At 59.9% G+C, this 26,322-nt stretch carries 24 protein-coding genes; 14 read left to right on the forward strand and 10 right to left on the reverse strand.

All coding sequences use genetic code 11. The annotated features are described in order from the left end of the window. The first annotated feature begins 80 nt into the window (after positions 1 to 80). The 3 genes from AC0L7L_RS06350 (at position 81) to AC0L7L_RS06360 (ending at position 3,106) form a co-directional block, all read left to right on the forward strand. Positions 81 to 1,289: a TIGR03032 family protein gene (locus AC0L7L_RS06350; protein WP_473512819.1), complete on the forward strand. Its 1,209-nt coding sequence runs from the start codon at positions 81 to 83 to the stop codon at positions 1,287 to 1,289. 100 nt (positions 1,290 to 1,389) lie between these two features. Continuing rightward, entirely contained in the window at positions 1,390 to 1,650 is a 261-nt protein-coding gene (locus AC0L7L_RS06355; RefSeq protein WP_272210923.1) for a metal-sensing transcriptional repressor, read from the forward strand. Positions 1,651 to 1,657: 7 nt separating this feature from the next. Then, positions 1,658 to 3,106, forward strand: a complete 1,449-nt coding sequence (locus AC0L7L_RS06360; RefSeq protein WP_473512825.1) for an MFS transporter — start codon at positions 1,658 to 1,660, stop codon at positions 3,104 to 3,106. Here the strand turns inward: AC0L7L_RS06360 and AC0L7L_RS06365 are convergent. After that, positions 3,045 to 4,463 carry a helix-turn-helix domain-containing protein gene (locus tag AC0L7L_RS06365; RefSeq protein ID WP_473512829.1) on the reverse strand — a complete coding sequence of 473 codons (1,419 nt, stop codon included), beginning with the start codon at positions 4,461 to 4,463 and terminating at the stop codon, positions 3,045 to 3,047. The genes AC0L7L_RS06360 and AC0L7L_RS06365 overlap by 62 nt on opposite strands. Positions 4,464 to 4,685: 222 nt before the next feature. Here AC0L7L_RS06365 and aceA point away from each other — a divergent pair, with 222 nt between their 5' ends. Together aceA and AC0L7L_RS06375 are read left to right on the forward strand one after the other, a co-directional pair. Then, complete coding sequence (aceA, locus tag AC0L7L_RS06370) at positions 4,686 to 5,972, forward strand: isocitrate lyase (RefSeq protein ID WP_272210925.1); 1,287 nt, start codon at positions 4,686 to 4,688, stop codon at positions 5,970 to 5,972. A gap of 35 nt (positions 5,973 to 6,007) precedes the next feature. After that, entirely contained in the window at positions 6,008 to 6,280 is a 273-nt protein-coding gene (locus tag AC0L7L_RS06375) for an SMc00767 family acetate metabolism repressor (RefSeq protein WP_272210926.1), read from the forward strand. 50 nt (positions 6,281 to 6,330) lie between these two features. Here AC0L7L_RS06375 and AC0L7L_RS06380 read toward each other — a convergent pair whose 3' ends face one another. The 4 genes from AC0L7L_RS06380 to iolG form a co-directional block, all read right to left on the reverse strand. Then, complete coding sequence (locus AC0L7L_RS06380; RefSeq protein WP_272210927.1) at positions 6,331 to 7,095, reverse strand: glutaredoxin; 765 nt, start codon at positions 7,093 to 7,095, stop codon at positions 6,331 to 6,333. Positions 7,096 to 7,188: 93 nt separating this feature from the next. Next, positions 7,189 to 7,353: a hypothetical protein gene (locus tag AC0L7L_RS06385; protein ID WP_272210928.1), complete on the reverse strand. Its 165-nt coding sequence runs from the start codon at positions 7,351 to 7,353 to the stop codon at positions 7,189 to 7,191. A gap of 105 nt (positions 7,354 to 7,458) precedes the next feature. Next, positions 7,459 to 9,291 (reverse strand): DNA helicase RecQ, encoded by a 1,833-nt coding sequence (recQ, locus tag AC0L7L_RS06390; RefSeq protein WP_272210929.1) that lies wholly within the window; start codon positions 9,289 to 9,291, stop codon positions 7,459 to 7,461. 193 nt (positions 9,292 to 9,484) lie between these two features. Continuing rightward, on the reverse strand, positions 9,485 to 10,489 hold the full coding sequence (iolG, locus tag AC0L7L_RS06395; RefSeq protein ID WP_272210930.1) for an inositol 2-dehydrogenase: 1,005 nt from the start codon (positions 10,487 to 10,489) through the stop codon (positions 9,485 to 9,487). Positions 10,490 to 10,603: 114 nt separating this feature from the next. Here iolG and AC0L7L_RS06400 point away from each other — a divergent pair, with 114 nt between their 5' ends. The 9 genes from AC0L7L_RS06400 to AC0L7L_RS06440 all read left to right on the forward strand — a co-directional run bounded on the left by AC0L7L_RS06400 (position 10,604) and on the right by AC0L7L_RS06440 (position 21,324). Beyond that, positions 10,604 to 11,440 carry a MurR/RpiR family transcriptional regulator gene (locus AC0L7L_RS06400; RefSeq protein WP_473512847.1) on the forward strand — a complete coding sequence of 279 codons (837 nt, stop codon included), beginning with the start codon at positions 10,604 to 10,606 and terminating at the stop codon, positions 11,438 to 11,440. 131 nt (positions 11,441 to 11,571) lie between these two features. After that, entirely contained in the window at positions 11,572 to 12,519 is a 948-nt protein-coding gene (locus AC0L7L_RS06405) for a sugar ABC transporter substrate-binding protein (protein WP_272210933.1), read from the forward strand. 209 nt (positions 12,520 to 12,728) lie between these two features. Beyond that, the gene (locus AC0L7L_RS06410) at positions 12,729 to 13,811 is read left to right on the forward strand and encodes an ABC transporter permease (protein WP_473513804.1); all 1,083 of its coding nucleotides are present in this window, start codon (positions 12,729 to 12,731) and stop codon (positions 13,809 to 13,811) included. A gap of 2 nt (positions 13,812 to 13,813) precedes the next feature. Beyond that, positions 13,814 to 14,593: an ATP-binding cassette domain-containing protein gene (locus AC0L7L_RS06415; RefSeq protein WP_473512849.1), complete on the forward strand. Its 780-nt coding sequence runs from the start codon at positions 13,814 to 13,816 to the stop codon at positions 14,591 to 14,593. 3 nt (positions 14,594 to 14,596) lie between these two features. Next, complete coding sequence (locus AC0L7L_RS06420; protein ID WP_473512851.1) at positions 14,597 to 16,528, forward strand: bifunctional 5-dehydro-2-deoxygluconokinase/5-dehydro-2-deoxyphosphogluconate aldolase; 1,932 nt, start codon at positions 14,597 to 14,599, stop codon at positions 16,526 to 16,528. Next, a complete protein-coding gene (gene iolD, locus AC0L7L_RS06425; RefSeq protein WP_272210938.1) occupies positions 16,528 to 18,357 on the forward strand; it encodes a 3D-(3,5/4)-trihydroxycyclohexane-1,2-dione acylhydrolase (decyclizing) in 1,830 nt (609 codons plus the stop codon). Before AC0L7L_RS06420 ends, iolD begins: the two co-directional genes overlap by 1 nt. A 28-nt stretch (positions 18,358 to 18,385) precedes the next feature. Then, positions 18,386 to 19,279: a myo-inosose-2 dehydratase gene (gene iolE / locus AC0L7L_RS06430; RefSeq protein WP_473512853.1), complete on the forward strand. Its 894-nt coding sequence runs from the start codon at positions 18,386 to 18,388 to the stop codon at positions 19,277 to 19,279. Positions 19,280 to 19,301: 22 nt separating this feature from the next. Then, positions 19,302 to 20,099 (forward strand): 5-deoxy-glucuronate isomerase, encoded by a 798-nt coding sequence (gene iolB / locus AC0L7L_RS06435; protein WP_272210941.1) that lies wholly within the window; start codon positions 19,302 to 19,304, stop codon positions 20,097 to 20,099. A 220-nt stretch (positions 20,100 to 20,319) separates the two neighbouring features. Then, complete coding sequence (locus tag AC0L7L_RS06440; protein ID WP_473512856.1) at positions 20,320 to 21,324, forward strand: MFS transporter; 1,005 nt, start codon at positions 20,320 to 20,322, stop codon at positions 21,322 to 21,324. A 7-nt stretch (positions 21,325 to 21,331) separates the two neighbouring features. On the opposite strand, the gene AC0L7L_RS06445 is transcribed toward AC0L7L_RS06440, so the two are convergent. The 5 genes from AC0L7L_RS06445 to radA all read right to left on the reverse strand — a co-directional run bounded on the left by AC0L7L_RS06445 (position 21,332) and on the right by radA (position 26,298). Next, positions 21,332 to 21,892: a DUF1349 domain-containing protein gene (locus tag AC0L7L_RS06445; RefSeq protein WP_272210946.1), complete on the reverse strand. Its 561-nt coding sequence runs from the start codon at positions 21,890 to 21,892 to the stop codon at positions 21,332 to 21,334. A 28-nt stretch (positions 21,893 to 21,920) separates the two neighbouring features. Beyond that, positions 21,921 to 22,664 (reverse strand): SDR family NAD(P)-dependent oxidoreductase, encoded by a 744-nt coding sequence (locus AC0L7L_RS06450; RefSeq protein ID WP_473512858.1) that lies wholly within the window; start codon positions 22,662 to 22,664, stop codon positions 21,921 to 21,923. A 27-nt stretch (positions 22,665 to 22,691) separates the two neighbouring features. Next, positions 22,692 to 24,182 (reverse strand): amidophosphoribosyltransferase, encoded by a 1,491-nt coding sequence (purF, locus tag AC0L7L_RS06455; protein WP_473512861.1) that lies wholly within the window; start codon positions 24,180 to 24,182, stop codon positions 22,692 to 22,694. Positions 24,183 to 24,241: 59 nt separating this feature from the next. After that, entirely contained in the window at positions 24,242 to 24,823 is a 582-nt protein-coding gene (locus AC0L7L_RS06460) for a CvpA family protein (RefSeq protein ID WP_272210951.1), read from the reverse strand. 74 nt (positions 24,824 to 24,897) lie between these two features. Beyond that, positions 24,898 to 26,298, reverse strand: a complete 1,401-nt coding sequence (radA, locus tag AC0L7L_RS06465; RefSeq protein WP_473512864.1) for a DNA repair protein RadA — start codon at positions 26,296 to 26,298, stop codon at positions 24,898 to 24,900. Between the last annotated feature and the right edge of the window lie 24 nt (positions 26,299 to 26,322).

Here is a 26,322-nt window from a genome sequence, read left to right on the forward strand (position 1 = left end):
CTTTCGTCCGTCGAAAACATCTCAGAGCGGCAAGAGATTTCTCTGCCGCCCTGATCTTACCCAATGCACAGGAATACCGCATGCCCGCCGATCTGTCCGAAACGAAGGATGCCGCCGCCGCCGCTGAAGGCATCGCTCAGCCATCAGGCGCATCGGAAGCGCCACCCTCGCAGGATCGCGCGGATGCGCCGGAAGAGCCGGTAGACCCCTCGGTTCTTCAGACCAATGTGACCTGTTCACGCGGGTTTCCGCAGTGGCTGGCGATGCACAATTGTTCTGTCGCGTTTACGTCCTATCAGACCGGACAGCTGTTTCTTGTCGGGACGTTGCCCAACGGATCGTTGTCGTTGCATCAGCGCAATTTCGTGAGGGCGATGGGGTTGATCGGCGATCAGCAACGTCTTCTTCTGGCCGGCCTTGCGCAGATATGGCGCTTCGAAAATGTGCTGGCGCCCCATGAGCGTGCAAACGGCCAGTTCGACAAGCTCTATGTGCCGCGTCGCGGCCAGACGGTTTCCGATCTGGATGTCCACGAGCTCGGCATCGACGCCGCCGGTCGTCTGATTTTCGTCAACACGAAATACTCGTGTCTGGCGACAGACAGCGTCGCGCATTCGTTCAAGCCGGTCTGGCGCCCGCCTTTCATCTCCAGACTGGCGCCGGAAGATCGGTGCCACCTGAACGGTCTTGCCATGGAAAATGGCGTTCCGCGATTTGTCACGTCGGTTTCGACCTCGGATATCGTCGATGGCTGGCGCGAACATCGCCGTGATGGCGGCGTGGTCGTCGATATCGAAACCGATGAAATTGTCGCCGAAGGCTTGTCTATGCCGCACTCGCCGCGCCTCCATGATGGCGCGCTGTGGTTTCTCGATTCCGGGAATGGCTTTCTCACCCGGCTTGATCTGGAAAGCCGGAAGCGGGAACACGTCGCATTCTGTCCCGGCTTCTTGCGCGGCCTGTCCTTTCATGAGGGGCACGCCTTCGTCGGGCTTTCGCTTGCGCGGCGCGAGGGCGTGTTCTCCGGGCTCAATCTTCAGGACGAGCTGGAAAAGCGCAAAGCCGAGGCGTGGTGCGGTCTGCAGATCGTGAACACAGCCAATGGCGATATCGTCGAATGGCTTCGCCTCGAAGGCGGCATCAAGGAGCTTTTCGACGTGCGCGTATTGCCGGGCGTTCGCTGCCCGATGGCGCTGCCGACCTTCGGTCCGGAACTCGCAAGCTTCATCACCATCGAAGCACCGGATCAGCCATTGTCGGAGCGTGGCTGGAAACCCACCAAGCCCTGAAACATCCGCACAAGAGTTTGGTGGCAGGCTTTCAGAAGGTCATTCTGGAGCGCGTAGAAAGCACCTTTCCATATCCCCCTGGGGAGGATAAACTGCGTGCATGAGCGATACACACCGACATGAAAGTCATCCCAGGGTCGTCGCGCGGCTGAAGCGCGCCGAGGGGCACCTGCGTTCCGTTGTTGAGATGATTGAGGCCGGGCGATCCTGTCTTGATGTCGCGCAGCAATTGCAGGCAGTGGAAAGCGCGGTCCGCAATGCAAAGCAGACCCTGATTCACGATCATATGGACCATTGCCTTGACGCTGACGGCACAGACGCCGAGCGCGCCGAGCTGAAGGCCATCACCCGTTATCTGTGAGACCGATATGCTGGAGATTCTCACCGATCGCACCTATCGCCACCTGTTTCTGGCGCAGATCGTGGCGCTGCTCGGCACCGGGCTGGCAACGGTCGCGCTCGGGCTTTTGGCCTATGACCTTGCAGGCGAGGGCGCGGCAATGGTTCTCGGCACTGTGTTCACCATCAAGATGGTTGCCTATGTCGGCATCGCGCCGGTTGCCGGTGCCTTCGCCGGGCGGGTCAACCGGCGGATGCTGCTCGTCACGCTCGATCTGGTGCGCGCCGGCGCGGCGCTGGCGCTGCCGTTTGTCACATCGGTCTGGCAGGTCTATTTGCTGATCTTCTTGCTGCAATCGGCATCGGCTGCGTTCACGCCCACATTTCAGGCGACGATCCCCGACGTTCTGACTGAAGAGGCGCGCTACACAAGGGCGCTTTCGCTTTCGCGACTGGCATACGACCTTGAAAACATTGTCAGCCCCACGCTTGCCGCATTGCTGCTGGCGGTGATGAGCTACAATGTGCTGTTTCTCGGCACGATGGTCGGGTTCCTTGCATCCGCGCTGCTCGTTGTCTCGGTATTGCTGCCGAGCCCCAGGGCATCAGAAACTCGTGGCATTTATGACCGCACCACGCGCGGTATCCGGATTTATCTGGCCACACCACGGCTGCGCGGGCTCCTTGCGCTCAGCCTTGCCGTTGCCGCGGCGGGTGCCATGGTGCTGGTCAATTCGGTTGTTTTGGTGCGGGGGCTGCTCGGCCTTTCCGCCAGCGATCTCGCCTGGACCATGTTTGCCTTCGGCGCCGGGTCGATGACGGCAGCTCTTTTGCTGCCGAAAATTCTCGACCGTGTTGCGGATCGGCCTGTCATGCTGGCGGGCGCAGGGCTGATGGTGGTCACGCTGCTGACGCTTGCTGCAGGCATCGTATTTGGCGGGTTGGCGTGGTCCGGGCTGCTTGGCGCCTGGCTCGCAGTCGGCTTAGGCTATGCGGCCGTGTTGACACCGTCCGGGCGTCTGCTGCGTCGCTCTGCGCATCCGCAAGACCGGCCGGCTCTGTTTGCCGCGCAATTTGCGCTCTCCCATGCGTGTTGGCTGCTGACCTATCCGCTTTCCGGCTGGCTGATGACGGAATTCGGCGTGGTTGCCGCGCTCGTGGTGCTGGCAGGTCTTGCGAGCCTGGGTATCGCGGTCTGTTTCATCCAGTGGCCTGCAGGCGGGGAAGACGAAGCCTTGGAACACAGCCATGACAACCTCCCGCTCGACCATCCGCATCTCGACGGCCACCGCACCCACAGTCACCCTCTTGTGATCGACGATTTCCACCCGCGCTGGACGAGACCAGTTCTGAGGTTCTGTTTTCGCCGGGGTGTCGGCAGGGCGGCGTGGCCGAGACCTCAGAGTTTGGAAAGGTTCAGCGGAAGTCGAAGGCCGAAAGCCCGGCGACCATTTCGTCCAGTCCGAGCGGGCGGGTGACCGGCGGCTCTGCGCGTGAAAGACAGCCGGGACGCTCGCAAAGACGACAGACCGGCCCAATCGGAATGGCTTCCGCGCTGGCGCTGCCAATGGCGCCATACACGGTTGCTGCGGCCTTGTCCCGGCGCAGCCCGAGCAGGATTGCAGTCAGGTGCGGCCGCTCGCCTATTGCCGGTTCCGGGCCTTCCAGTGTGCGTGCGATCGCGAGATAGCCGATGCCATCCGGCATTTCCACATTCTGGGTAACGATCCGGCCGGGCCGCGAGAAGGCATCATAAAGATCAAGCCGCGGACATTCGCCGCGAAAGCCCGCATGCGGAAAACCTTCTGCGCCGATGCGTCGCAAAATATTGCCGGCCTGGTCGATTTCCATCGCGAAGAAGGGCAGGCCGGCGTTTTCCAGACGCTGCAGGCTGACCAGACGCATTGCCGCCTGCTCAAAGGAAACGCCGAAGCGTCCGCAGAGAAGCCCGATGTTGAACCGGTCACGGCGGGCAGCTTCGATGAACGCATCGTAAGGCATCATCACTGCCAGCGCGGCGTAGCGGGCAAGCTCGAAACGGGCGATCCGCCGGGCTTCGTCGCTAGAAAGGGCCAGAGCGTCGATGGCCAGCGCTATCGGTTCAGCCAGCGCCAGAAGGACAACCTCAATGGCGATTTCGCGTTGGCGGTCATAGGGGGAGAAACGCGCCGAAATGAACAGCCGCATCGTATGCCTGTCGAAACGGCGGCCGAGATTGACCATGGCGTGCGGTGGCAAGACCCTGACGGCGATGCTGTGCCGCTCCGTCAGCCATGTCTTCAATGCGGCGGAAAGGTCGTCGCCCGGTGCGAGTTCGTTGTGCAGGGCTTCGGCGGCGCGGTCGACACTGTCGAAGAAATAGGGGCGGCGTGAAATTGCGTCGCGGACCTCCTCATGCGGCAAGCGTTTTCCCGGCAGATGTGTTTCGCGGCCCTCATGGGCCAGAAGGGTGGTGAGGTCCGACAGGCGGGCGGCCTGTTCGCAATAGGCACGGTAAAGCTTGATCACGCCAAGCGCGGCGTTGGGGGCCGCTTCAGCCACCTCCAGAAGCTCTTGATCGCCGGGCAGTTCTCCTGAAAGCAAGGCATCCGAGAATACCGATTTGAGCTGGCTGATCGTGCCTGAGCTTTCTCCCTGTAACTCGCCGATATCGATGCCGTAAACGGTCGCCAGTTTCATCACAAGCTGAACGGTCAGGGGGCGTTGGTTGCGTTCAATCAGATTGAGATAGGACGGCGAGATTGAGAGCGCCTCGGCCATTGCGGTTTGCGTCAGGTCGAGCCCTTTGCGGATCCGCCGCAGACGCGGCCCTGCGAAAATCTTCTTCTCTGCCACCTTTTTGCTCCCAGACTTGCGTGAATACATGTTGACATAATTTACAACATTACAAAACGAAACAGTCAAGCAGAATACAAGATGACCCGATTTATGAATTGATTAGTCGCAATTCTGTGGCTTTTCATTTGTCAATTCAGTTAAGTTTGTCACATCAAATGCGGTCATATTGATGTTTTGTGTCGTGACTGCATTCAAACTGTCTTGAGGAGGAGAACAGGCATGACTGAGTTTTACAGAATTGTTGACGGTGCACCTGCCGGGCGTTTCGACGGTATTGAAAGGCCTTATGGTCCCGAGGATGTGCGCCGTCTTCGCGGTTCGGTTCAGATCCGGGCAACACTGGCAGAGGAAGGCGCCAAACGGCTGTGGCAGCTGATCCATGATGAGGATTTCGTCAACGCACTCGGAGCCCAGTCTGGCAATCAGGCCATGCAGATGGTCCGGGCCGGGCTCACAGCGATTTACCTGTCCGGCTGGCAGGTCGCCGCTGACGCCAATACGGCGTCTGCGATGTATCCTGATCAGTCGCTTTATCCGGCCAATGCCGGTCCGGAGTTGGTAAAACGCATCAATAAAACACTTCAACGTGCTGATCAGATTGAAATTTCGGAAGGCAATGAACTCTCAGTCGAGACCTGGTTTGCGCCGATCGTTGCCGATGCGGAGGCCGGTTTCGGCGGACCGCTCAACGCCTTCGAAATCATGAAGGCCTATATCGAGGCCGGCGCTGCCGGCGTGCATTTTGAAGACCAGCTCGCATCTGAAAAGAAATGCGGACATCTGGGCGGCAAGGTGCTGATCCCGACCGCCGCCCATATCCGCAATCTGACGGCGGCAAGGCTTGCCGCAGACGTCATGGGCGTATCGACGCTGGTCATTGCCCGCACCGATGCCGAAGCGGCCAAGCTGCTGACCTCCGACATCGATCAGCGCGACCAGCCATTCGTTGATTATGAAGCGGGAAGGACGGCGGAGGGCTTTTACCGGGTCAGAAACGGGCTCGAAGCCTGTATTGCTCGCGCCGTGGCCTATGCACCCTATTGCGACCTGATCTGGTGTGAAACCTCGAAACCGGATCTCGATCAGGCCCGCAGGTTTGCCGAGGGCGTGCACAAACATCATCCGGGCAAGCTGCTCGCCTATAATTGCTCGCCATCCTTCAACTGGAAGAAAAATCTCAGTGATGACGAGATCGCGCGCTTCCAGAAAGAGCTGGGCGCCATGGGCTACAAGTTCCAGTTCATCACGCTTGCGGGTTTCCACCAGCTCAATTTCGGCATGTTCGAACTGGCACGCGGCTACAACGACCGGCAAATGGCCGCCTATAGCGAATTGCAGCAGGCGGAGTTCGCCGCCGAAGCCAACGGTTATACCGCAACACGGCATCAGCGCGAGGTCGGGACGGGTTATTTCGATGCGGTTTCGATGGCGATCACCGGCGGTACCGGCTCGACAACAGCGATGGGCGAATCCACCGAAACAGCCCAGTTTCATGCTGCTGAATAAGGCACCAGCATTCTTTTCGATGAGGAGGAGATAACATGACGCGTAAGATCAATGTCAAGGAACGTGCCGAGGCTCAGGCCACGCGCATGTCCAGCGAGCAACAGGCCGCCATCCGCATGGTTGCCAATGATCTGCACCGGCTCAATCAGTCGGTCATGCGGGCGGTCGATGCCGGGGTTTCGGTCGAGATCATCCGCTCTGCCCGCCACCATGGCGGCACCAGAAGCTGGGGCGATCTGCTGGTGCCGGTCATCATCGCCGGCGGTGCTGAAGAACCTGAAGCCGATGCCAGTCTGGCGGCAGGCTGATCAGGCTTCAAAGCGAAAAGGGCAGGGCGTCGTCGCCCTGTCCGCTTGTTTCAGAACAGCAATGCCTTCAGCGGCATCCATATGCCCATCAGCGTCATCATCACGCTTTCGGTGAGTGAAACAAAGCCGAGGGGAACGGATGAACTGCCGCCGACACAGGCGCATTTGAGCTCTCGCTTGTCGATATAGACCGCCTTGAAGATGCTGACCGTACCGACGATACCGATGAAAAGGGCGACCGGCGCCGACAACCAGACGAGCGCGCCGGCGGTCATCAAAATGCCGGCGAGCGCCTCGCCGAAAGGGTATATGCGGCCATAGGGCACCCAGCGGCGGGCCAACAGGTCGTAATTCAGGAACATCGTGGAAAAGCTCTCGACATCCTGCAGCTTCTGGATCGCGAGAATAGTCATCGACAGCGAGATGAACCATTCGACAGCGCGCAGCGACAGCAGTGTTCCGTATTGATGCCAGGACAGGCCGGGCGCCAGAAGAAGCGCCACAGCAAAGATCGCGATCACCGGCTTGTAGCTGGTTTCGCTCTGCTCTTCCGGCGGTGGGTCAAGCTTGAAGAAAACGCGCAGATCGTCGTAGCCGCCGATGCGCTTGCCGTCGATGAAGGTTTGGGGTGTCGTCTTGACGCCGTGTTCCTCCATGAAGCCATCGGTCTCCTCCCGGGTCGTAAGATGATGGTCTTCCACCTCATAGCCGTTGCTCTTCAGCAGATGGCGCGATTTCAGGCCGAACGGGCAGACATGATCAGGCATGACCATGCGATAGAGAATGGCGGTCTTCGTCTGTTTTGTAGTGGTCATGATACCGTTCCTTTGTCCGGCGCGTTGAACGGAAAAACCCGCCGTCCTGTCAGGCGGCGGGTCTTGGTTCAGGCCGCTTTCGGGCTGCGGTTGTTATGAAGGGCTATTGCCGTTCTGTTGCGATTTGCCGTGATTTGCCGATGTGCTGGCATCCGGTTCCTGCCCGAAATAGGTGCCGCCGAGATGGCCGCCCGCGCCCATATTTTCGACCTGGCGCAGCGTGCGTTCGGTTTCCTTTTCCTTGTCGATCTTGCTCATCACAATCTCTCCTTCGGTTGGGGATTCTCCCGTTAAACCAAGCGGAAAGGAAATTGTTCCGTTGAAAATCAAGGGGGAGCCGGAAAGGCAGTGCCCGGCTTTTCGTCAGCCGTGGGCGCGGATGGCGTCCAGAAACTCTGCGCCATAGCGCTGCAGTTTGGTTTTTCCGACGCCCTGGATCTCAAGCATTGCCTCCGCTGAACCGGGGCGCTGGCTGGCCAGCGCGATCAATGTCGCATCAGGAAAGATGACGTAGGGCGGAACTTCAAGCTCCTTTGCCAGTGCTGTGCGGGTTGTGCGCAGGACCTCGAACAGCGCCTGATCATGTTCGGAAAGAGCTGCTTTCGCATCATTGCGCCTGCGCGCGCCGGAGGACGCTTTGCCCTTGGGCGTGCGGTCGACCCTGAACCGCAGCGAAAGCTCGTGTTTGAACACCGCGCGGGCCTCGGGCTCGAGCTTCAGGGCGCCATAGGCATCGTGATCGACGCGGATCAGGCCCTTTGCCAGCAATTGGCGATAGACCGATTGCCATGTCTTGGGCGCGATATCCCTGCCCGCGCCAAAAACCGGCATGGTGTTATGGCCGAAGCTCTCGGTTCGTTCTGTTTCTTTGCCGGTCAGCACATCGATCAGGTGGCCGGCGCCGAAACGCTCTCCGGTGCGGTAGATCGCGGCCATGGCCTTGATGGCCGCTTCGGTGCCATCCCAGGTTTCGACCGGCGACAGGCAGGTATCGCAATTGCCGCAATTGCCGCCGTGCTGCTCGCCGAAATGGGCAAGAATGGCCTGTCTGCGGCAGTCCGCCGTCTCGCAGATGCCGAGCAGCGCATTGAGCTTGGTGCGCTCGACGCGCTTGACCTCATCGGCGGAGGCGCCGCGGTCGATCATGCGGCCGCGCTGGGTGACGTCGGCCATGCCGTAGACCATCCAGGCATCGGCGGGAAGGCCGTCTCGGCCGGCGCGCCCGGTCTCCTGATAATAGGCCTCCACCGAACCTGGCAGATCGAGATGGGCGACATAGCGGACATCCGGCTTGTCGATCCCCATGCCGAAGGCGACGGTAGCCACAAGGCAGAGTTCTTCCTCGCGCAGGAAAGCATCCTGATGGGCATCACGGGTCTCGCGTGGCATGCCGGCGTGATAGGCCAGCGCATAGATCCCTTGCGTGTTCAGCCATTCGGCAGTTTCCTCCACCTTGGCGCGCGACAGGCAGTAGATAATGCCGCTTTCGCCCTTGTGGCGGGACAGAAAATCCAGAAGCTGGCGGCGCGGCTGTTCGCGCTCGACGATTTCGTAGGTGATGTTGTGGCGATCGAACGAGGTCGTGAACACGGCCGCATTCTGAAGCGCCAGCCGTTCGATGATATCTTCGCGGGTATGCGGATCGGCGGTTGCCGTCAGCGCCATACGCGGCACGCCGGGAAAGGCCTCGGCAAGCCGGTCGAGCGACCGGTATTCCGGCCTGAAATCATGCCCCCATTGGGAAACGCAGTGGGCTTCATCGATGGCAAAGAGCGCGATATCGAGATCGCGCATCATCTCCATGAAGCCGGACGTGGCCACCCGTTCCGGCGTGACATAAAGGACGTCGAGTTCATGCCGCGCTAAAGCCCTTCGTGTCGTGACGAATTCATCCTGGGACTGTGAGGAATTGAGGGCCGCAGCCCGCACACCGAGCTGCTTCAGCGCCTCAACCTGATCGCGCATCAGTGCAATCAGCGGCGAAATCACCACGCCGACGCCGTTTCGGCAGAGCGCGGGCAGCTGATAGCAGAGGGATTTTCCGGCACCTGTGGGAAACAGCACCACGGCGTCGCCACCTGAGATGACCTGCTCGATCACGGCTGCCTGTTTGCCGCGAAACTCGGAATAACCGTAGATTTCGCGCAGAACGGTGAGCGGTTCGGCGGGAGCGGGACGGGTTTGCTGTGCGGTCAATGGAGATTCCTTCAGATCGGGTTTCCATTATCGCAAATCCGGCCGCCCGGCGCGAGCCGCTTGAGAGGATTTCATGATCTAAGTCGATGATCACGCAACGCAAGAACCCGAAACGCCGGTCATTCCGGTCGGTCTCGGGCTTTTGTGGGGATTCCGGTTTTTCAACGATCCCGGTGGGGACCGCAAGGTTCCGTCAGCCCCGGATTTCCGAAATGTAAACCAGACGTTTTTCCCGGGCCGAGGTGTCAGCTGCTTCGGCGATTTCAAGCGCCTTCAGCCCGTCATCGCCGCTCGGCGACATTGCAGCCCCGGATTTCAGATTTTCTGCAAAACTGCGGATTTCGGCGGCAAAGGCGTCTACGTAGCGGGTCATGAAAAAATCATAGATCGGCGGACGCAGAAACCCCTCGGCGGTGGCAAGTTCGATTGATGCAGGCCGGAGGTTTTCGGCGGAGACCGCACCCTTGGAGCCCAGAACCTCTATGCGCTGGTCATAGCCGAAGGTGGCGCGACGCGAGTTCGAGATCGTGCACTGGCGGCCGGAAACCGTAGTCAGAAGCGTCGAGGCACTGTCGTAATCACCGATCTTGCCGATTTCCGGATCGATCAGCGCCGATCCACTGGCCTGCACCGTCTCGATTTCCTCGTCGAGCAGGAAACGGCTCATGTCGAAATCATGGATCGTCATGTCCTTGAAGAAACCGCCTGAGGAGGCAAGATAGGAAATCGGCGGCGGGGAGGGGTCGCGCGAAATGATGTGCAGCATTTCCGGATTGCCGATCTTGCCGTCGGCAATCGTCTGCTTCAGGGCCTGGAAATTGGGGTCGAAGCGGCGGTTGAAGCCTAGCATCAGCCGGGTGCCGGTTTCCTCGACCACGGCAAGGCACTGGCGCGCCCGCGCCGAATCGAGGTCGACGGGTTTTTCGCAGAAGATCGCCTTTCCGGCGCGCGCAAATTTTTCGATCAGGTCGGCATGGGTGCCGGTCGGGGTGGCGATGATCACCGCATCGATGCTGGCATCGGCGGCAATCTCCTCGATCGTCGAAACCGCGGTCTCGTAGGTCGCCGCGATTTCATTGGCGGCGTCGGTGTTGGCGTCGGCGATGGCAGCGAGCCTGACGCCTGCAACCGAGGTCACGGCGCGCGCATGGACACGCCCGATCCGTCCGGCGCCCAAAAGTGCAATCGATACAGTCATATGTCCTCCCGCAATCCCGTATCCGCGACCGATCTTGTGTCGCTTGTGAAAATAGAATAAAAATTCTAAAAACATCAATTGTGGAATATGTCAAGCGCAATCACGGAGCCCCTCATGTCCAACCACGCCAGTGCCGCGCCCGATACGATCGACGCCTTTTTTGCCCGCCTGGCGGAGCGTTCATCGGCGTTTCCGAAGCGGCTGAAACAGTGCGCCGATTTCGTTGCCGCCAACCCTGATCGTGTCGCGGTATCGACAGTTGCCGAGCTTTCAGCGGAAGCCGGCGTTCAGCCATCGGCCTTCATGCGGTTTTGCCAGGAACTCGGTTTCTCCGGCTTCTCCCAGATGCAGCGGCTATTCCGCAGTGACTATTCGCGGAAATGGCCGGACTACGCTACACGGCTCGATTCGCTGCGCGGTCACGGTTCCGACAGCCCGGCAGCACTTCTTGCCGAATTTGTCGAAGTCGGCCGGATTTCGCTCGAAAATCTTTTGACCTCGGTGGAAACCGAAGCGCTGAATGATGCTGTTGAAATGCTAGCCAGGGCGGAAACGATCCACCTTGCCGGGTTTCGGCGTGCCTTTCCCGTGACGTCCTATCTCGCCTATGCGTTTGAGAAGATGGGCATCCCTGCGGTGTTGCATACGGGCACCGCCGGTCTCGGTCTCGAACACACGATCCGCGCCGACGATGCCGTGCTCGCCGTCACCTTTGCCCCCTATACCGAGCGGACGCTGGAAATCGCAGAGGCAGGCAAGGCGCGCGGCGCCGGGCTTGTTGCGATCACCGATTATGTCACCAGCCCGCTGGTGCAGCTTGGCGCTACCACGCTGCATGTGGCCGAGCCCGATGTCGGGGCCTTTCGCGCGTTGTCCGGCTCGCTTTCGCTTGCCATCTCGCTGGCCGTTTCGGTCGGTGCCGCTCGCGAAAGCCGAAAAAATAGAAAATAAATATTGCAATGATTCGTAAATAGAATTTAAATTCCTTTCGCGAAACGCAGAGCTATTTGCGTTTCGGTACTGAAATCTGCCCTTGCCGGGAGGAGGTTGGGGCGAATTCATCCTTGGAGGAGGACTTAATCATGAAAACAAGATTTCTTGCGCTGGCGGCAACGGCTGTCGCAATCACGAGCCTGGCGCCTGTTGCGGCGCAGGCCGAAGGCGAGCGCTTCGTTCTGATCTCGCATGCGCCCGACAGCGACAGCTGGTGGAACACCATCAAGAACGCCATCAATGTTGCAGGCGACCAGATGGATGTTGAAGTGGAATACCGCAACCCGCCGACGGGCGACCTTGCCGATATGGGCCGTATCGTCCAGCAAGCGGCTGCGTCCAACCCGGATGGTATCATCGTGACGATTGCCGACTATGACGTGCTGTCGGGACCGGTTTCGGATGCCGTGGCCAAGGGCATTCCGGTGATCACCATCAATTCAGGCACCGAGGAGCAGTCGAAACAGCTTGGTGCAATGATGCATGTGGGGCAGCCGGAATATATGGCTGGCAAGCTGGCCGGGGAGCGGGCCAAGAAGGAGTCGGATGCCGACAGCTTCCTGTGCGTCAACCACTACATCACCAATCCGGCATCAGTTGAACGCTGCCAGGGCTTTGCCGACGGTCTCGGTGTCGAACTCGGCCAGCAGATGATTGACAGCGGCATGGACCCTTCCGAGGTCAAGTCGAAGGTCATGGCCTATCTCAATTCCAACCCCGATACCGGCGCTATCCTGACGCTCGGTCCCAACTCTGCCGAGCCGACGATCGCGGCTCTCGATGAGGCGGGCCAGGCGGGCGAAGTCTATTTCGGCACCTTCGATCTTTCGAGCGGGATCGCCGATGCTATTAAGGCTGGCACCATCGATTTTGCGATCGACCAGCAGCCCTATCTGCAAGGATACCTGCCGGTGGTCATTCTGACCAATTATGCCCGCTACGGCGTGATGCCGGGCAACTCGATCAATTCGGGTCCGGGCTTCATCACCGACAGCAATATCGAACTGGTTGAGAAATATGCAGGTCAGTATCGCTAACGTCTGACAATGGCGCCGCCGCGCGGCTTTTGTCGCGTGGCGGTTTCTCCGGCATCCTGCCGGTACCCTGAAAGACCGAGCCCTGCCGGATGTCAAAAAGAGCCGCCGGCCCAGAAAACCATTGCCTGCGTGGCGGAGAGAAATCGATGTCCAAATCCCAACAACAAAAGCCGCACCGGCCAATCGAGGAGTTGATCCTCGAAGAGCGCATGCGCCCCGTGCCACGCTGGCGCAAGGCGCTGATCCGGCCCGAGCTCGGCTCCATCTGCGGCACCATTCTCGTATTCCTGCTGTTTGCAACGATTGCCGGCGACAGCGGCATGTTTTCGGCCGAAGGCTTCATCAATTGGGGCACAGTGTCCGCTCAGTTCGCGATTATCGCCGTCGGCGCCTGCCTGTTGATGATCGCGGGCGAGTTCGACCTGTCGATTGGCTCGATGATCGGCTTTGCCGGTATCGTGATCGCTCTTCTCACAGTGCAATTGGGCTGGCCCGCCTGGCTTGCCATCCTGACTGCCTTTGCGGTCGCGGTTGCCATCGGCGCGCTGAACGGATTTCTGGTGATCCGCACCGGCCTGCCGTCCTTTATCGTGACGCTCGCCTTCCTGTTCATCCTGCGTGGCCTGACGATCTTCATCGCCATCTCGACCACCGGCAAGACCATTATCGGCGGTGTTCGCGAGGCATCCGAGGGCGATTTCGTAGCCTCGCTTTTCGGCGGCAAGGTTTTGACCGGGCTGTTCAGCTGGCTTGCCGAACATGACATGATTTCGACCTTCGTTGCGGGGCCACGCGCCGGACAACCGGTTGTCGAGGGCATTCCAATGCTGATGGTGTGGGCGGTTGTTCTGGTGGTGCTCGGTCATTTCATGCTGGTGCGCACCAAGTTCGGCAACTGGATCTTTGCCGCCGGTGGTGATGCGCAGGCCGCGCGCTATGTCGGCGTCCCGGTCAACCGTGTCAAAATTCTGATGTTCATGCTGACGGCATTTTGCGCCACTATCTTCGCCACCTGCCAGGTGATGGAGTTCGGCTCGGCAGCGGCGGACCGCGGCCTGTTGAAGGAGTTCGAGGCGATCATTTCGGTCGTCATCGGTGGCGCGTTGCTCACCGGCGGCTACGGCTCGGTGATCGGCGCAGCCCTTGGCGCACTGATCTTTGGCGTTGTTCAGCAGGGCCTGTTTTTTGCTGGGGTCGAAAGCTCTCTGTTCCGGGTTTTCCTCGGCGTTATTCTGCTGCTCGCCGTCATTCTCAACACCTATATCCGTCGCCGCATCACGGGAGAACGCTAGACATGAGCGCACCTCTGATCGAACTCGAAGATATCGAAAAGCATTTCGGCCCGGTGATTGCCCTTGCCGGTGTGTCGCTCTCGGTGATGGCCGGAGAATGCCATTGTCTGCTCGGTGACAATGGTGCCGGCAAATCCACCTTCATCAAGACCATGTCCGGCGTTCACAAACCGAGCTATGGTCGCATTCTCGTCGACGGCAAGGAAGTCAGCTTCAACGATCCGCGCGATGCGATGGCCGCCGGGATTGCCACGGTCTATCAGGATCTGGCGATGATCCCGCTGATGTCGGTCACCCGCAATTTCTGGATGGGGCGTGAACCGGAACGGCGCATCGGTCCCATAAAAGTGTTCGACCACAGACGAGCCGGCGCCGTCACAGTCGCGGAAATGGCGAAGATGGGTATTCAGCTGCGCTCGGCCGATCAGGCCGTCGGCACGCTTTCGGGCGGTGAGCGGCAGACGGTTGCGATTTCGCGCTCGGTCTATTTCGGCGCTCGCGTGCTGATCCTCGACGAGCCGACTTCGGCGCTGGGCGTGCGCCAGACGGCCAATGTGCTGTCCACCATCGACGCGGTGCGCAAAAAGGGCATCGGCGTGGTCTTCATCACACATAATGTCCGCCATGCGCTGGCCGTCGGCGACCGTTTCACTGTCATCAATCACGGCAAGACGCTGGGCACTGCGAAGCGTGGTGAGATCAATGCCGAACAGCTTCAGGATCTGATGGCCGGCGGACGTGAACTTGTTGAACTCGAATCTTCGCTGGGAGGCACTGTCTAGAGCATGCATGAACTCGATTGTCTCACCATCGGCCGATCCTCGGTCGACCTTTACGGCGCCCAGGTCGGCGGTCGGCTGGAAGACATGCTGTCCTTCGAGAAATATCTCGGAGGCTCGCCGACCAACATGGCGACCGGCGCTGCCCGTCTCGGGCTGAAGTCTGGTCTTATCACCCGCGTCGGTGATGAGCATATGGGGCGCTTCATCCGCGAGGAGCTGGCCAGGGAAGGGGTCGACGTCACTGGCGTTGTCACCGACCCGGAACGCTTGTCGGCACTGGTGATCCTCGGCATTCGGGACGAGGAACAGTTTCCGCTGATCTTCTACCGTGAAAGCTGCGCCGACATGGCGCTGTGCGAGGCGGATATCGACGAGGCGCTGATTGCCCGCGCGCGCTCGCTGGTGGCAACCGGTACGCATCTGTCCAACCCACAGACAGAAGCGGCAGTGCTGAAAGCGCTGAAACTGGCCCGCAAGCATGGCGCGCGCACCGCGCTCGATATCGACTACCGCCCCAATCTCTGGGGCTTGTCCGGCCATGGCGACGGCGAAAACCGTTTCATTGCTTCGGAAAAGGTGACAGCCAAGCTGCAATCGACTCTTACTCTCTTTGACTTGATCGTCGGTACCGAAGAGGAATTCCACATCGCTGGCGGTACGACGGATACCCTGCAGGCGCTGAAGAACGTGCGCAAGGTAAGTGCGGCAACGCTGGTGTTGAAGCGCGGCGCAGATGGCGCCTCGGCCTTCGAGGACGATATCCCCGATGACATCGACGGCGGCGTTGCGGGAAAGAGCTTCCGCATCGAGGTCTTCAATGTGCTCGGTGCCGGTGACGGCTTCATGGCCGGACTCCTGAAAGGCTGGCTGACAGATCGGGACTGGGCCGAGAGCCTGACGATCGCCAATGCCTGTGGCGCTTTCGCGGTCTCGCGCCACGGCTGCACACCAGCCTATCCCAGCCTGACCGAGCTTGAGTATTTTTTGGAGCATGGTTCCTCGACACAGGCGCTGCGCAAGGACAAGGCGCTGGAGCAGTTGCACTGGTCGACCAACCGTCATGGTGAATGGCCGGAAATGCGCGTCTTTGCCTTTGATCACCGGATCCAGTTGGAGGACATGGCCGAAGAGTGCGGTGCTTCGGCCGAAAAGCTGGCCGTCTTCAAGGAACTTTGCCTCAAAGCCGCACTGGATGTGGCCAATAACAGTCCGGGACACGGTATTCTCTGCGACAGCAGGATCGGCCGTTCGGCACTGTACAAGGCCGCTGGAACCGGTCTCTGGATCGGTCGTCCGACGGAGTGGCCGGGGTCACGCCCGTTGACGCTTGAGCCGGAGCTTGGCGAGGATATGGGTGGTTTTACCGAATGGCCGGCGGAGCATGTCGTCAAGGTGCTGTGTTTCTATCACCCGGATGATGACGACGCGCTGAAAACCGACCAAGAGGCGACCTTGAAGCGTCTTTTCGCCGCTGCCCGCCGCAACCGGCTGGAATTCCTGATGGAAGTCGTGTCATCAAAGCATGGCGAGACCGATGACATGAGTGCGGCGCGAGTGATCGAAAGGCTTTATGAAATTGGCATCTATCCCGATTGGTGGAAACTGGAGCCGCTGGTTTCCGAAGCAGCGTGGGCCAATGTCTCAGCCGCGATTGAACGCAATGACAGCCATACCCGCGGTATCGTGGTGCTCGGTCTCGATGCACCGGAAGAAGAACTGGTTGCAAGCTTCAGGACCGCTGCGGGTTTCCCGCTGGTCAAGGGCTTTGCCGTAGGCCGTTCGATCTTTGCCGATTCGGCCCGCGCATGGCTTTCCGGTTCCATCAGCGATGATGAGGCCATGGTCGAAATGACAGAGAAATATCGCCGGTTCTGCCGTCACTGGGATGACGCGCGACAACAGGCCAAACAGCATACAAATGATGAGGCGGTTTGATGAAAACGATACGCTTGACTGCCGCACAGGCACTGGTGCGCTATCTTATTGCCCAGAAGAATGAAGACGGTGATCCAGTTATTCCGGGCTGCTGGGCGATTTTCGGGCACGGCAATGTCGCAGCTCTTGGCGAGGCGCTTTACGGCGCGCGCGACTTGCTGCCGACCTGGCGCGGCCACAATGAGCAGACCATGGCCCATGCCGCAATCGCCTATGCCAAGGCGAAGAACCGCCGGCAGGCTATGGCGGTGACGACCTCCATCGGGCCTGGCGCGACCAATATGGTCACGGCCTGTGCGCTGGCCCATGTGAACCGCCTGCCGGTGCTTTTGATCCCCGGCGACATGTTTGCCAGCCGTGCGCCGGATCCGGTGCTGCAGCAGGTCGAGGACTTTGACGACGCCACGGTTTCGGCCAATGACTGCTTCCGTCCCGTTAGCCGCTATTTCGACCGGATCACCCGTCCCGAACAGCTTTTGACCGCGCTGCCGCGCGCACTCGCAACGCTGACAGATCCGGAACGCTGCGGTCCTGTGACACTGTCCTTCTGTCAGGACGTGCAAGCCGAAGCCTTTGACTGGCCGGAAAGCTTCTTTGGCGAGAAAATCTGGTACCAGCGCCGTCCGGCTCCGGATGCGGATGCGCTTTTGCGTGCCGTTGAAGCCATCAAGGCGGCGAAACGCCCGCTGATCGTTGCGGGCGGTGGCGTTCTTTATTCCGGTGCTACCGATGCGCTGAAAGCCTTTGCGGAAACCCATCAGATCCCCGTGGCAGAAACTCAGGCGGGCAAGTCCTCGCTGCCGGCAAGCCATCCGCTGAACCTCGGTTCTATCGGTGTGACCGGCTCGTCGGCTGCCAATGCCATTGCTGCTGATGCCGATCTGGTGATCGGCCTCGGGACACGGTTTCAGGACTTTACCACCGGTTCCTGGTCGGTGTTCCGGAACCCGGCGCGGCGCATTCTGGCTATCAACGTCACGGCCTTCGACAGCTACAAGCACGATGCGCTGCCGCTGGTTGCGGATGCCCGCGTAGCGATTGAGATGCTGGGCGAGAAGCTTGGCGGCCGTCGGGCGTCTGCAATTGATCCGGAACTCAAGAGAGCATGGATGACCTCGGTTGCGGCCGCGACCGATGCGCCGGCGGGCAACGCGCTGCCGAGCGATGGTCATGTGATCGGCGCGGTCCAACGCCAGAGCGGCGATGATACCGTGGTGGTGTGTGCTTCCGGCGGGCTGCCCGGCGAACTGCACAAGCTCTGGCAGACGGAACTGCCCAATGGCTATCACCTCGACTACGGCTATTCCTGCATGGGCTACGAGATCGCCGGCGGGCTCGGCGTCAAGATGGCCCTGCCGGAGCGCGATGTCATCGTCATGCTCGGCGACGGCTCTTATCTGATGGCGAATTCCGAGCTGGCGACCTCTGTCATGCTCGGCCAGAAGATCACAGTGGTGGTTCTGGATAATCGTGGCTTTGGCTGCATCAACCGGCTGCAGCGGGCAACCGGCGGCGAAAGCTTCAACAATCTGATCGACACCGCACGCCATGTCGTTCCCTCCGATATCGATTTCGCCGCCCATGCTGCGGCGCTTGGCGCCATCGCCGAGAAAGTCGATGACATCGCAGGACTGGAGGAAGCGCTGAAGCGGGCGAAAACCAGCGACCGAAGCCATGTGATCGTGATCGACACGGATCCGATGATCACCACGGAAGCCGGTGGCAACTGGTGGGATGTGGCCGTGCCGGAGGTCTCCGAACGTGACCAAGTTAATGCGGCGCGCAAGACCTATCTCGAAGACCGCACCCGTCAGCGGGCCTTCGATTGAGTTTCTTTTGCCTTTGAAAGGGTAAACCATGATCCTTTACGGAACCAATCCGATTGCTTGGTCCAACGACGACGACCAGAGCCTCGGCGCCGATATTTCGCTTGAAACCTGCCTTTCGGAAACCGCCCAAATCGGCTTCGATGGCATTGAGAAGGGCCATAAATTCCCGACCGATCCGGCAGCCCTTTCGGCAGTGCTTTCGGCACACGGGTTGAAATTTGTTTCTGGTTGGCATTCGCTGAACCTGCTTGTTCATTCCGTAGACGATGAAAAGGCCGCGATCCGCCCGCATCTTGATCTGCTGAAGTCGCAGGGCGCGAGGGTCTGCATTGTCTGTGAAACGTCCAACGCCATTCACGGCAATGATGCAGCTGCCCTTGGCGACCGGCCGGTGCTTGACGAGGGGGCGTGGGAAGTATTTGCACACAAGCTTGATGCGATTGGCGCCTACTGCGCCGAAAGCGGCATCGCGCTGGTCTATCACCATCACATGGGCACGATCATCCAGAGCGAGGCGGAGATCGACCGGCTGATGGCGCTGACCGGACCGGATGTGCATCTGCTGCTCGATACAGGCCATGCCACCTTCGGCGGCGGCGACCCGGCGGCGCTTGCGCGTCGTCATATGGCGCGCGTTGCCCACATCCATGCCAAGAATGTGCGTGGCGCGATCATGCAGCAGGTCCAGGGTGAGGGTTTGAGTTTTCTGGAGGGGGTGCGGCGCGGCGTCTTCACCGTTCCCGGTGACGAGGAGGGCATGGTCGATTTCGTGAGCGTGCTGAAAATTGCTGCCGAGCATGACTACTCCGGCTGGGTCGTGATCGAGGCTGAACAGGACCCGGCGGTGCGCAACCCCTCCCATTATCAGAGCATGGGGCTGAAAGCGCTGAAGGCGGCAGCGCGTGAAGCCGGACTGCAATAATAGACGACGAGGAGATATCGCGATGAGCAAACTGCTGGTCAAACCGAACGGGACCCTCGGCAAGGTCCATGACATCACACCGGAAAGTGCGGGATGGGGCTATGTCGGCTTCGGACTTTATCACCTGTCCGCCGGTGAGAGTGTTTCCGAAGACACCGGCGACCGCGAGGTGATTCTCGTACTCGTTGAAGGCAAGGCCAGGATTTCCGGCGCGGGCGAGGATTTCGGTACACTCGGCAAACGCATGAATGTGTTCGAGCGAGAAAAGCCTGCTGCCGTCTATGTGCCGGATCATGCCGGCTGGTCTGCTACGGCTGACACCGACTGCACGCTCGCCGTCTGTTCGGCGCCCGGCCACGGTGGCCACAAGGCGCAGGTCATCGAGGATATTGGGCTGGAAGAACGCGGCAAGGGCTCCAACACCCGCTACATCCATCCGATTGCGATGGAAGACCGCGATGTTGCTGACAGCCTGCTGGTGACGGAAGTGTTCACGCCGGCCGGCAACTGGTCGTCCTATCCGCCACACCGGCATGACGAGGATAATTTTCCGGAGATGACATATCTGGAAGAGACCTATTACCACCGTCTGAACCCTTCGCAGGGTTTCGGCTTCCAGCGAGTGTTCACGGAAGATGGCGAACTGGACGAGACCATGGCCGTTCACGATGGCGAGGTAGTGCTGGTGCCGAAGGGCCATCACCCATGCGGCGCGCCGCATGGCTACGAGATGTATTACCTGAACGTCATGGCCGGGCCGATGCGCAAGTGGCGCTTCAAGAACCATCCCGACCACGACTGGATTGCAAGGCAGGCATAGGATTCACCCGGACGGGCGGTTGATTGTCGCCCGGGATCACGGATAATGGTCGAAGTGAATCACCACACACAGGCCTTTCCGTGCAATCACCTCTGCTTCTTCGCCTAAGGCTGGCGGCGCTTGTCGCCGGCGTCTTTCTGATCGGCGCGAATTCCTTTATTCTCGGGCCGATCCTCGGGGATGTGGCGGCGGCGCTTGATACCAGCGCGGTTTCGATAACATGGGCGATTTCCGCTTTCGGCGGCGCAACGGCCTTTTCGGCTTTTTTCTTTCACAGCTGATTGACCGGTATGCCATGCGGCTGGTGCTCGCCGTCTCGGCACTGCTGATCGCAGCGGGCTTTGCCGGTTCTGCTCTCAGTCATGCCTGGCAGGTGCTGGCCTTGTTTCAGGCCGTGGCCGGACTTGCGACGGGTGTATTGCTGCCCGCGATCTACTCCGAAGCTGTGCGTTCCGCACCGGAAGGGCAGGGTGCGCGGGCCTTTGGTTTTGTGCTTTCAGGCTGGTCGATTGCGCTGATCTGTGGCGTGCCGCTTTCCGCACTGCTCAGCGATGTTCTCGACTGGCGTATTGCCTATGGGGCACTTTCTGTTCTGGCTGTAGCAGCGGCGGCTGTCTTTGCTGTTACCGGTGATCGTGCACCGGCGCCTGTCGCCAAACGTTTCAGTCGCCGTGAAGTGATCCGCGTTCGCGGGGTTGTCAGCCTGCTTTCGACCGGGCTTTTGTTCATGATTGCATTTTATGGAAGCTATGCTCTGCTCGGCCACCAGATGCGAGAAACGCTTGGTATTTCTGCTTGGGCCGCGAGCCTTGCTGTGATGGCATATGGTTTTGGATTCGGATTCGGCGGAGCGCTGGCAGGGCATGTCGACCGCTTTGGTCCGGCGCGGCTTTTTCCGTTTTTCCTTGCCGGATCGGCGTTTCTCTACCTGTCGCTGTTTGTGGTCACGCAGGCCTACTGGTCGTCGCTGCTGGCAACGTTTCTGCTCGGCATGTTCAACCATTATGGTCTCAATCTGACCGTGCTGCTGCTGGCACAGCGAAAACCTGAAGCACGCGGTACGCTGATCGGCCTGAACACCACAGCAACCTATATTGCCGTGTTTTTCGGCCCGCTGCTTATGAGCGGGCTTTATGCAGGGATTGGATTTGAGGCTGTGAGCCTCTGCGCGTTCGCTTTGCTGGCCGTTTGCGCCGGCCTGATGTGGCGGATGCGAAAGGCCTGATACCCGGTCAGTGAAGTTCGCGCGAGATCGGTGAGCCGACCGTAAAGCCTGAAAACCGCACTTTGAGGCCTGCGCGTTCCGGCGTGCAGGCGGTCATCCCGATCTGGGCATCAGATGCAGGGAAGGGGCAGAGACGTGCCAACTGCCAGTGGCCGTCGCCGAGATGAAACTGCACCCGCACCGCGTCATCATGCCGGGTTATACGGATCGAAACCGGTGTCTTGGGATCCGCTTGAGGTAGCGGGATCACCGACCAGTCGGAGACATCGCGGGTAACGACGGTCGAGAAATGCATCAGCCCGTCAGTGTACTCGATGCCCGCCTTGATCCAGTGGGTTTCGTCGATGCGCAGGATCAGGCCCGCCTGATCGTAAAGCGTTTCGTAGTCGGCCGTCATGGTCGCGCTGGCGGAAAAGTCACCCGAAACCGGTTCGACATAGGCATGCCCGCTGTCGCGGACAAAACCGTAGAAGGTCTTGCGCCAGAAGTCGGTGGCGTTGTCGGTCACCAGTTCGAGCGTGCTGTCTTCTGTGGTCCATTCCGCCGGTTCATTCAACCAGGTTGCCATGTCGTGTCTTTCCCTTTTGGCCCGAACCTTATTCCGGCAAGCGGTAGTCCTTCAGCTTATCTTCCCGGAAAACAAACAGTCTGCCACTTTCCTGATATGCCGGATCTGTCAGCGGCACGATCTTGGCCGCGACTTCGCTTGGATGTGGCAATGTCATCGGATCTTCGCCGGGGGCTGCCTGCGCGCGCATGGCGGTACGGGTGCGGCCGGGATCGAAATTGGTGACCTTGATCGGGGTGTGCGCGGTTTCGCCCGCCCATGTGCGGCCCAGCGCTTCCACTGCGGATTTTGAAGCCGCATAGGCACCCCAAAACGGCCGGCATGTGTGGGCAACACCAGAGGAGATCAGCACGCCGCGTCCGGCGTCGGACTGCAGCAGGAGCGGCTCGAGAGAACGGATCAGCCGCCAGGTGGCGGTCACGTTCACGGTCATGACCTGCTCGAATACCTTGGCTTCCAGATGCGCGAGCGGTGAAACAACACCAAGCACGCCGGCATTGGCAACCATGATGTCGAGCTTGCCCCAGCGCTTGAAGATCGAACCGCCAAGGCGGTCAATAGCACCCATATCGGCAAGATCCATCGGCACCAGCGTGGCAGAGCCATTGCCGTCAGCCTTGATCGCGTCGTCGAGCTCCTCGAGTCCACCGACCGTTCGTGCGCAGGCAATCACATGCGCGCCTTCACTGGCCAGTGCCAATGCAGTGAAATAACCGATGCCACGAGAGGCCCCGGTTACGACGGCCAGCCGGCCTTCGAGTGACTTACTCATGATGTCTTCTCCGGAAGAATTCAGTCTTCAGCCGTTGCCGGCCAGAAGCTCGATCTTGGAAAACTCACCCTCGTGCTCTCTGTCGAGTAGGCGGGTCGGATAATCCCCGGTGAACTGATGATCAGTGAACTGTGGCAGGCCATTGTTCCGCTTCTCGCCGCCGACGGCCATATAGAGCCCGTCGATCGACAGGAACTGCAGCGAATCCGCTCCGATAAACTCGCACATGTCGGCAAGTGTTTCGTGGTTATTGGCCAAAAGCTTGTCACGATCCGGTGTGTCGATGCCGTAGTAATCCGAATGGTAGATCATCGGGCTGGCAACACGGATGTGAACTTCCTTTGCGCCGGCTTCACGCAGCATCTGCACGATTTTCACCGAGGTTGTGCCGCGCACAATCGAATCGTCGATCAGCACGACACGGGCGCCGGCAATCACCGCCTTGTTGGCGGAATGCTTGAGCTTGACGCCGAAGGCCCGGATCTGCTGCGTCGGCTCGATAAAGGTGCGCCCGACATAATGATTGCGGATGATGCCGAGCTCGAAGGGAATGCCGCTTTCCTGTGCATACCCGATTGCAGCTGGCGTGCCACCGTCAGGGACGGGCACCACCACATCCGCCTCAACCGGGGCTTCCTGCGCCAGATTCACGCCCATATTCTTGCGCGTCTGATAGACATTGCGACCGCCGACGATGGAATCGGGACGGGCGAAATAGACGTATTCGAACAGGCAGAGCCGCTCGGGCTGTTTCAGCGCGGGTTTGCGCGAATCAATCTGAATCGAGCCATCGGGCTGCTCTTCGCAGATGACCACCTCACCGTTTTCGACATCGCGGACGAATTTTGCACCGATAATGTCGAGCGCGCAGGTTTCCGAACAAAAAATCGGTTTGCCGTTGAGTTCGCCCATCACCAGCGGACGGATTCCGGTCGGGTCGCGGGCGGCGATCAGCTTTGTCCGGGTCATGGCGATCATCGAATAGCCGCCTTCCATCTGGCTGATGGCATCAATGAACCGGTCGGACGATGTCTTGGCACGGGAGCGGGCAATCAGATGGAGCACAACCTCGGTATCCGAGGTCGACTGACAGATCGCACCATCGGAGATCAGCTTGCGGCGCATGAACAGGCCGTTGGTGAAATTGCCGTTATGAGCAATGGCAATGCCTCCGACGCCGAGTTCGGCGAAAAGCGGTTGAACATTGCGCAGCACCGTGCCGCCGGTCGTCGAATAGCGGACATGCCCCATGGCCATGGAGCCTCTGAGGCTCTCCAGCATGGCCGGGTCTGTGTAATGATCGCCGACAAGACCGAGATGGCGCTCCGAGCGGAACTGCTGCCCGTCATAAGAAACGATGCCCGCTGCTTCCTGGCCGCGATGCTGAAGCGCATGCAGGCCGAGTGCCGTCAGCGCGGCGGCATCGGGATGGCCCAGAATGCCGAAGACGCCGCATTCTTCATGCAGCGTATCGTCGTCAAGGCTGAAATCATCATGGTCGTCAAAACTGGTGTTCATCGATTGGTCCGCAATTGGCTGGGGCAGGGCTCGTCCGATTTCTGTTCGGACCGGACTTATCAGTTCATAGGCCTGAAATCAGGCGAAAATTGAATGGCTGGCTTGCCGTCGATCATCGCCAGCAAATGTGTCGCATCGCGACCGAGATTGCTTTCGATTTGCCTTCCGCCGGGCAGATAGGATTCCAGCTTTGTTGCCAGCATATCGAGCGCCGGCTTGGATTTCGCATTTCTGATCCAGTCGGGGCTTTGCGCATCGCCGACCATCCAGTTCCAGAAAGCGACAGCAACAGCCAGAATCAGAACACCGCGCACAAGGCCGAAGACAAAACCGAGTGATCGGTCGAGCACACCTGCACGACTGTCGATAATATAGTCTGCAAATCGCGTGGTCACCAGCGAAAGTAGGACAAGTGCGATCAGAAAGATAGCAGCGAAGGCGCCGGCTTTTGCCAGTCGTGGGTCGCCGAGAAAGCCCTCAAGCGTCGGCGTGAGCCAGGGATAGGCGTAAAACGCGATGACTGCAGAAAGCCCCCAGGCAAGAAGAGACAGGATTTCGCGGGAAAAGCCTCTGACCGTGGCCAGAAAAGCAGAGAACAGAACAACGCCTACAACAATAATATCGAACAGGGTTATTGGCATTCATCGCTCCGCTTGTCGTAGGGCATCGGCCCGCACATGCTGTTGGTTGCTCTGCCCGGCGATTTCAGGTTCGATCAACCGTCATCGTTCGGGCCGGGCTCCGGTTTCATGCCGGCTATATCGGCAACCAGGTCCGGCAGACTCTCAAGTCCTTTTAACCCGTTTACATTCCCCGGCGCAATTTCCGCCGAACCGGCTGGCAGGACAGCGCGCGAAAACCCGAGTTTCGACGCTTCCTTCAATCGTTGAGCCGGATGGGTTACGGGCCTTACCGCACCTGAAAGGCTGACCTCGCCGAAATAGACACAATCGACGGGGAGGGCAAGTCCGACAAGCGATGAAATCAGCGCAGCTGCGACTGCAAGATCGGCTGCCGGTTCGGTGATGCGATAGCCGCCGGCGATGTTGAGGTAAACATCATGATTCCCGAGTTTGACACCGCAATGGGCTTCAAGAACCGCCAGAATCATCGATAGCCGTGCCGAATCCCAGCCAATGACAGCGCGGCGCGGCGTGCCAAGCGATGTGGGGGCGACAAGCGCCTGGACTTCCACAAGAACGGGCCTTGTACCCTCCATGCCGGCGAATACGGCAGCTCCGGGGGCCTTGTCGTTGCGCTCGCCAAGAAACAGCTCGGAGGGGTTGGCGACCTCGCGCAAGCCGCTGTCGCCCATCTCGAACACGCCGATCTCGTCGGTTGGGCCAAAGCGGTTCTTCACGGTTCTCAGAATACGGTAATGGTGGCCGCGCTCGCCCTCGAAATAAAGCACGGCATCCACCATGTGTTCGACCACGCGCGGGCCGGCGATCTGGCCTTCCTTGGTGACGTGGCCGACCAGCACCATCGCGGTTCCGGTCTGTTTGGCATAACGGATCATCGCCTGAACGCCGGTACGTACCTGCGTGACCGTGCCGGGTGCGGCTTCGGCCTGATCCGACCACAGCGTCTGGATCGAATCGACAATAACCAGATCGGGGCGGGGGCCTTCGGCAAGGGTGGCCAGAATGTCCTCGACATTGGTCTCGGCCGCAAGCAAAACGCCCGTGTCAGCCGCACCGAGACGCCGCGCGCGAAGACGTACTTGGGCGATGGCTTCTTCGCCTGAGACGTAGATCACTCGCTGGTTCTGTCGGGCAAGGGCCGCCGCCACCTGCATCAGGATCGTGGATTTACCAATCCCCGGATCGCCGCCCACCAGCACTGCCGAGCCACGCACGAAACCGCCACCGGTGACACGATCGAGTTCAGACATATTGCTGGCTATGCGCGGCGCTTCTTCGCTTTCACCGTCAAGTGGCACGAGCGCGACAGCGCGGCCCTTCTTCGGCGCGCGTGCCGGACCGCCGCCGATGCCCGCCAGAGGGTTCTCCTCGACGATGGTATTCCAGGCGCCGCAGGCATCGCACCGGCCCGCCCAGCGTGGATGCACGCTGCCGCAATTCTGGCAGATGAACTGGGTCTTCTGTTTGGCCAAGATCTCTTCTTTTTCGAAAACGCG

Source organism: Martelella sp. K41-7 (assembly GCF_055808365.1).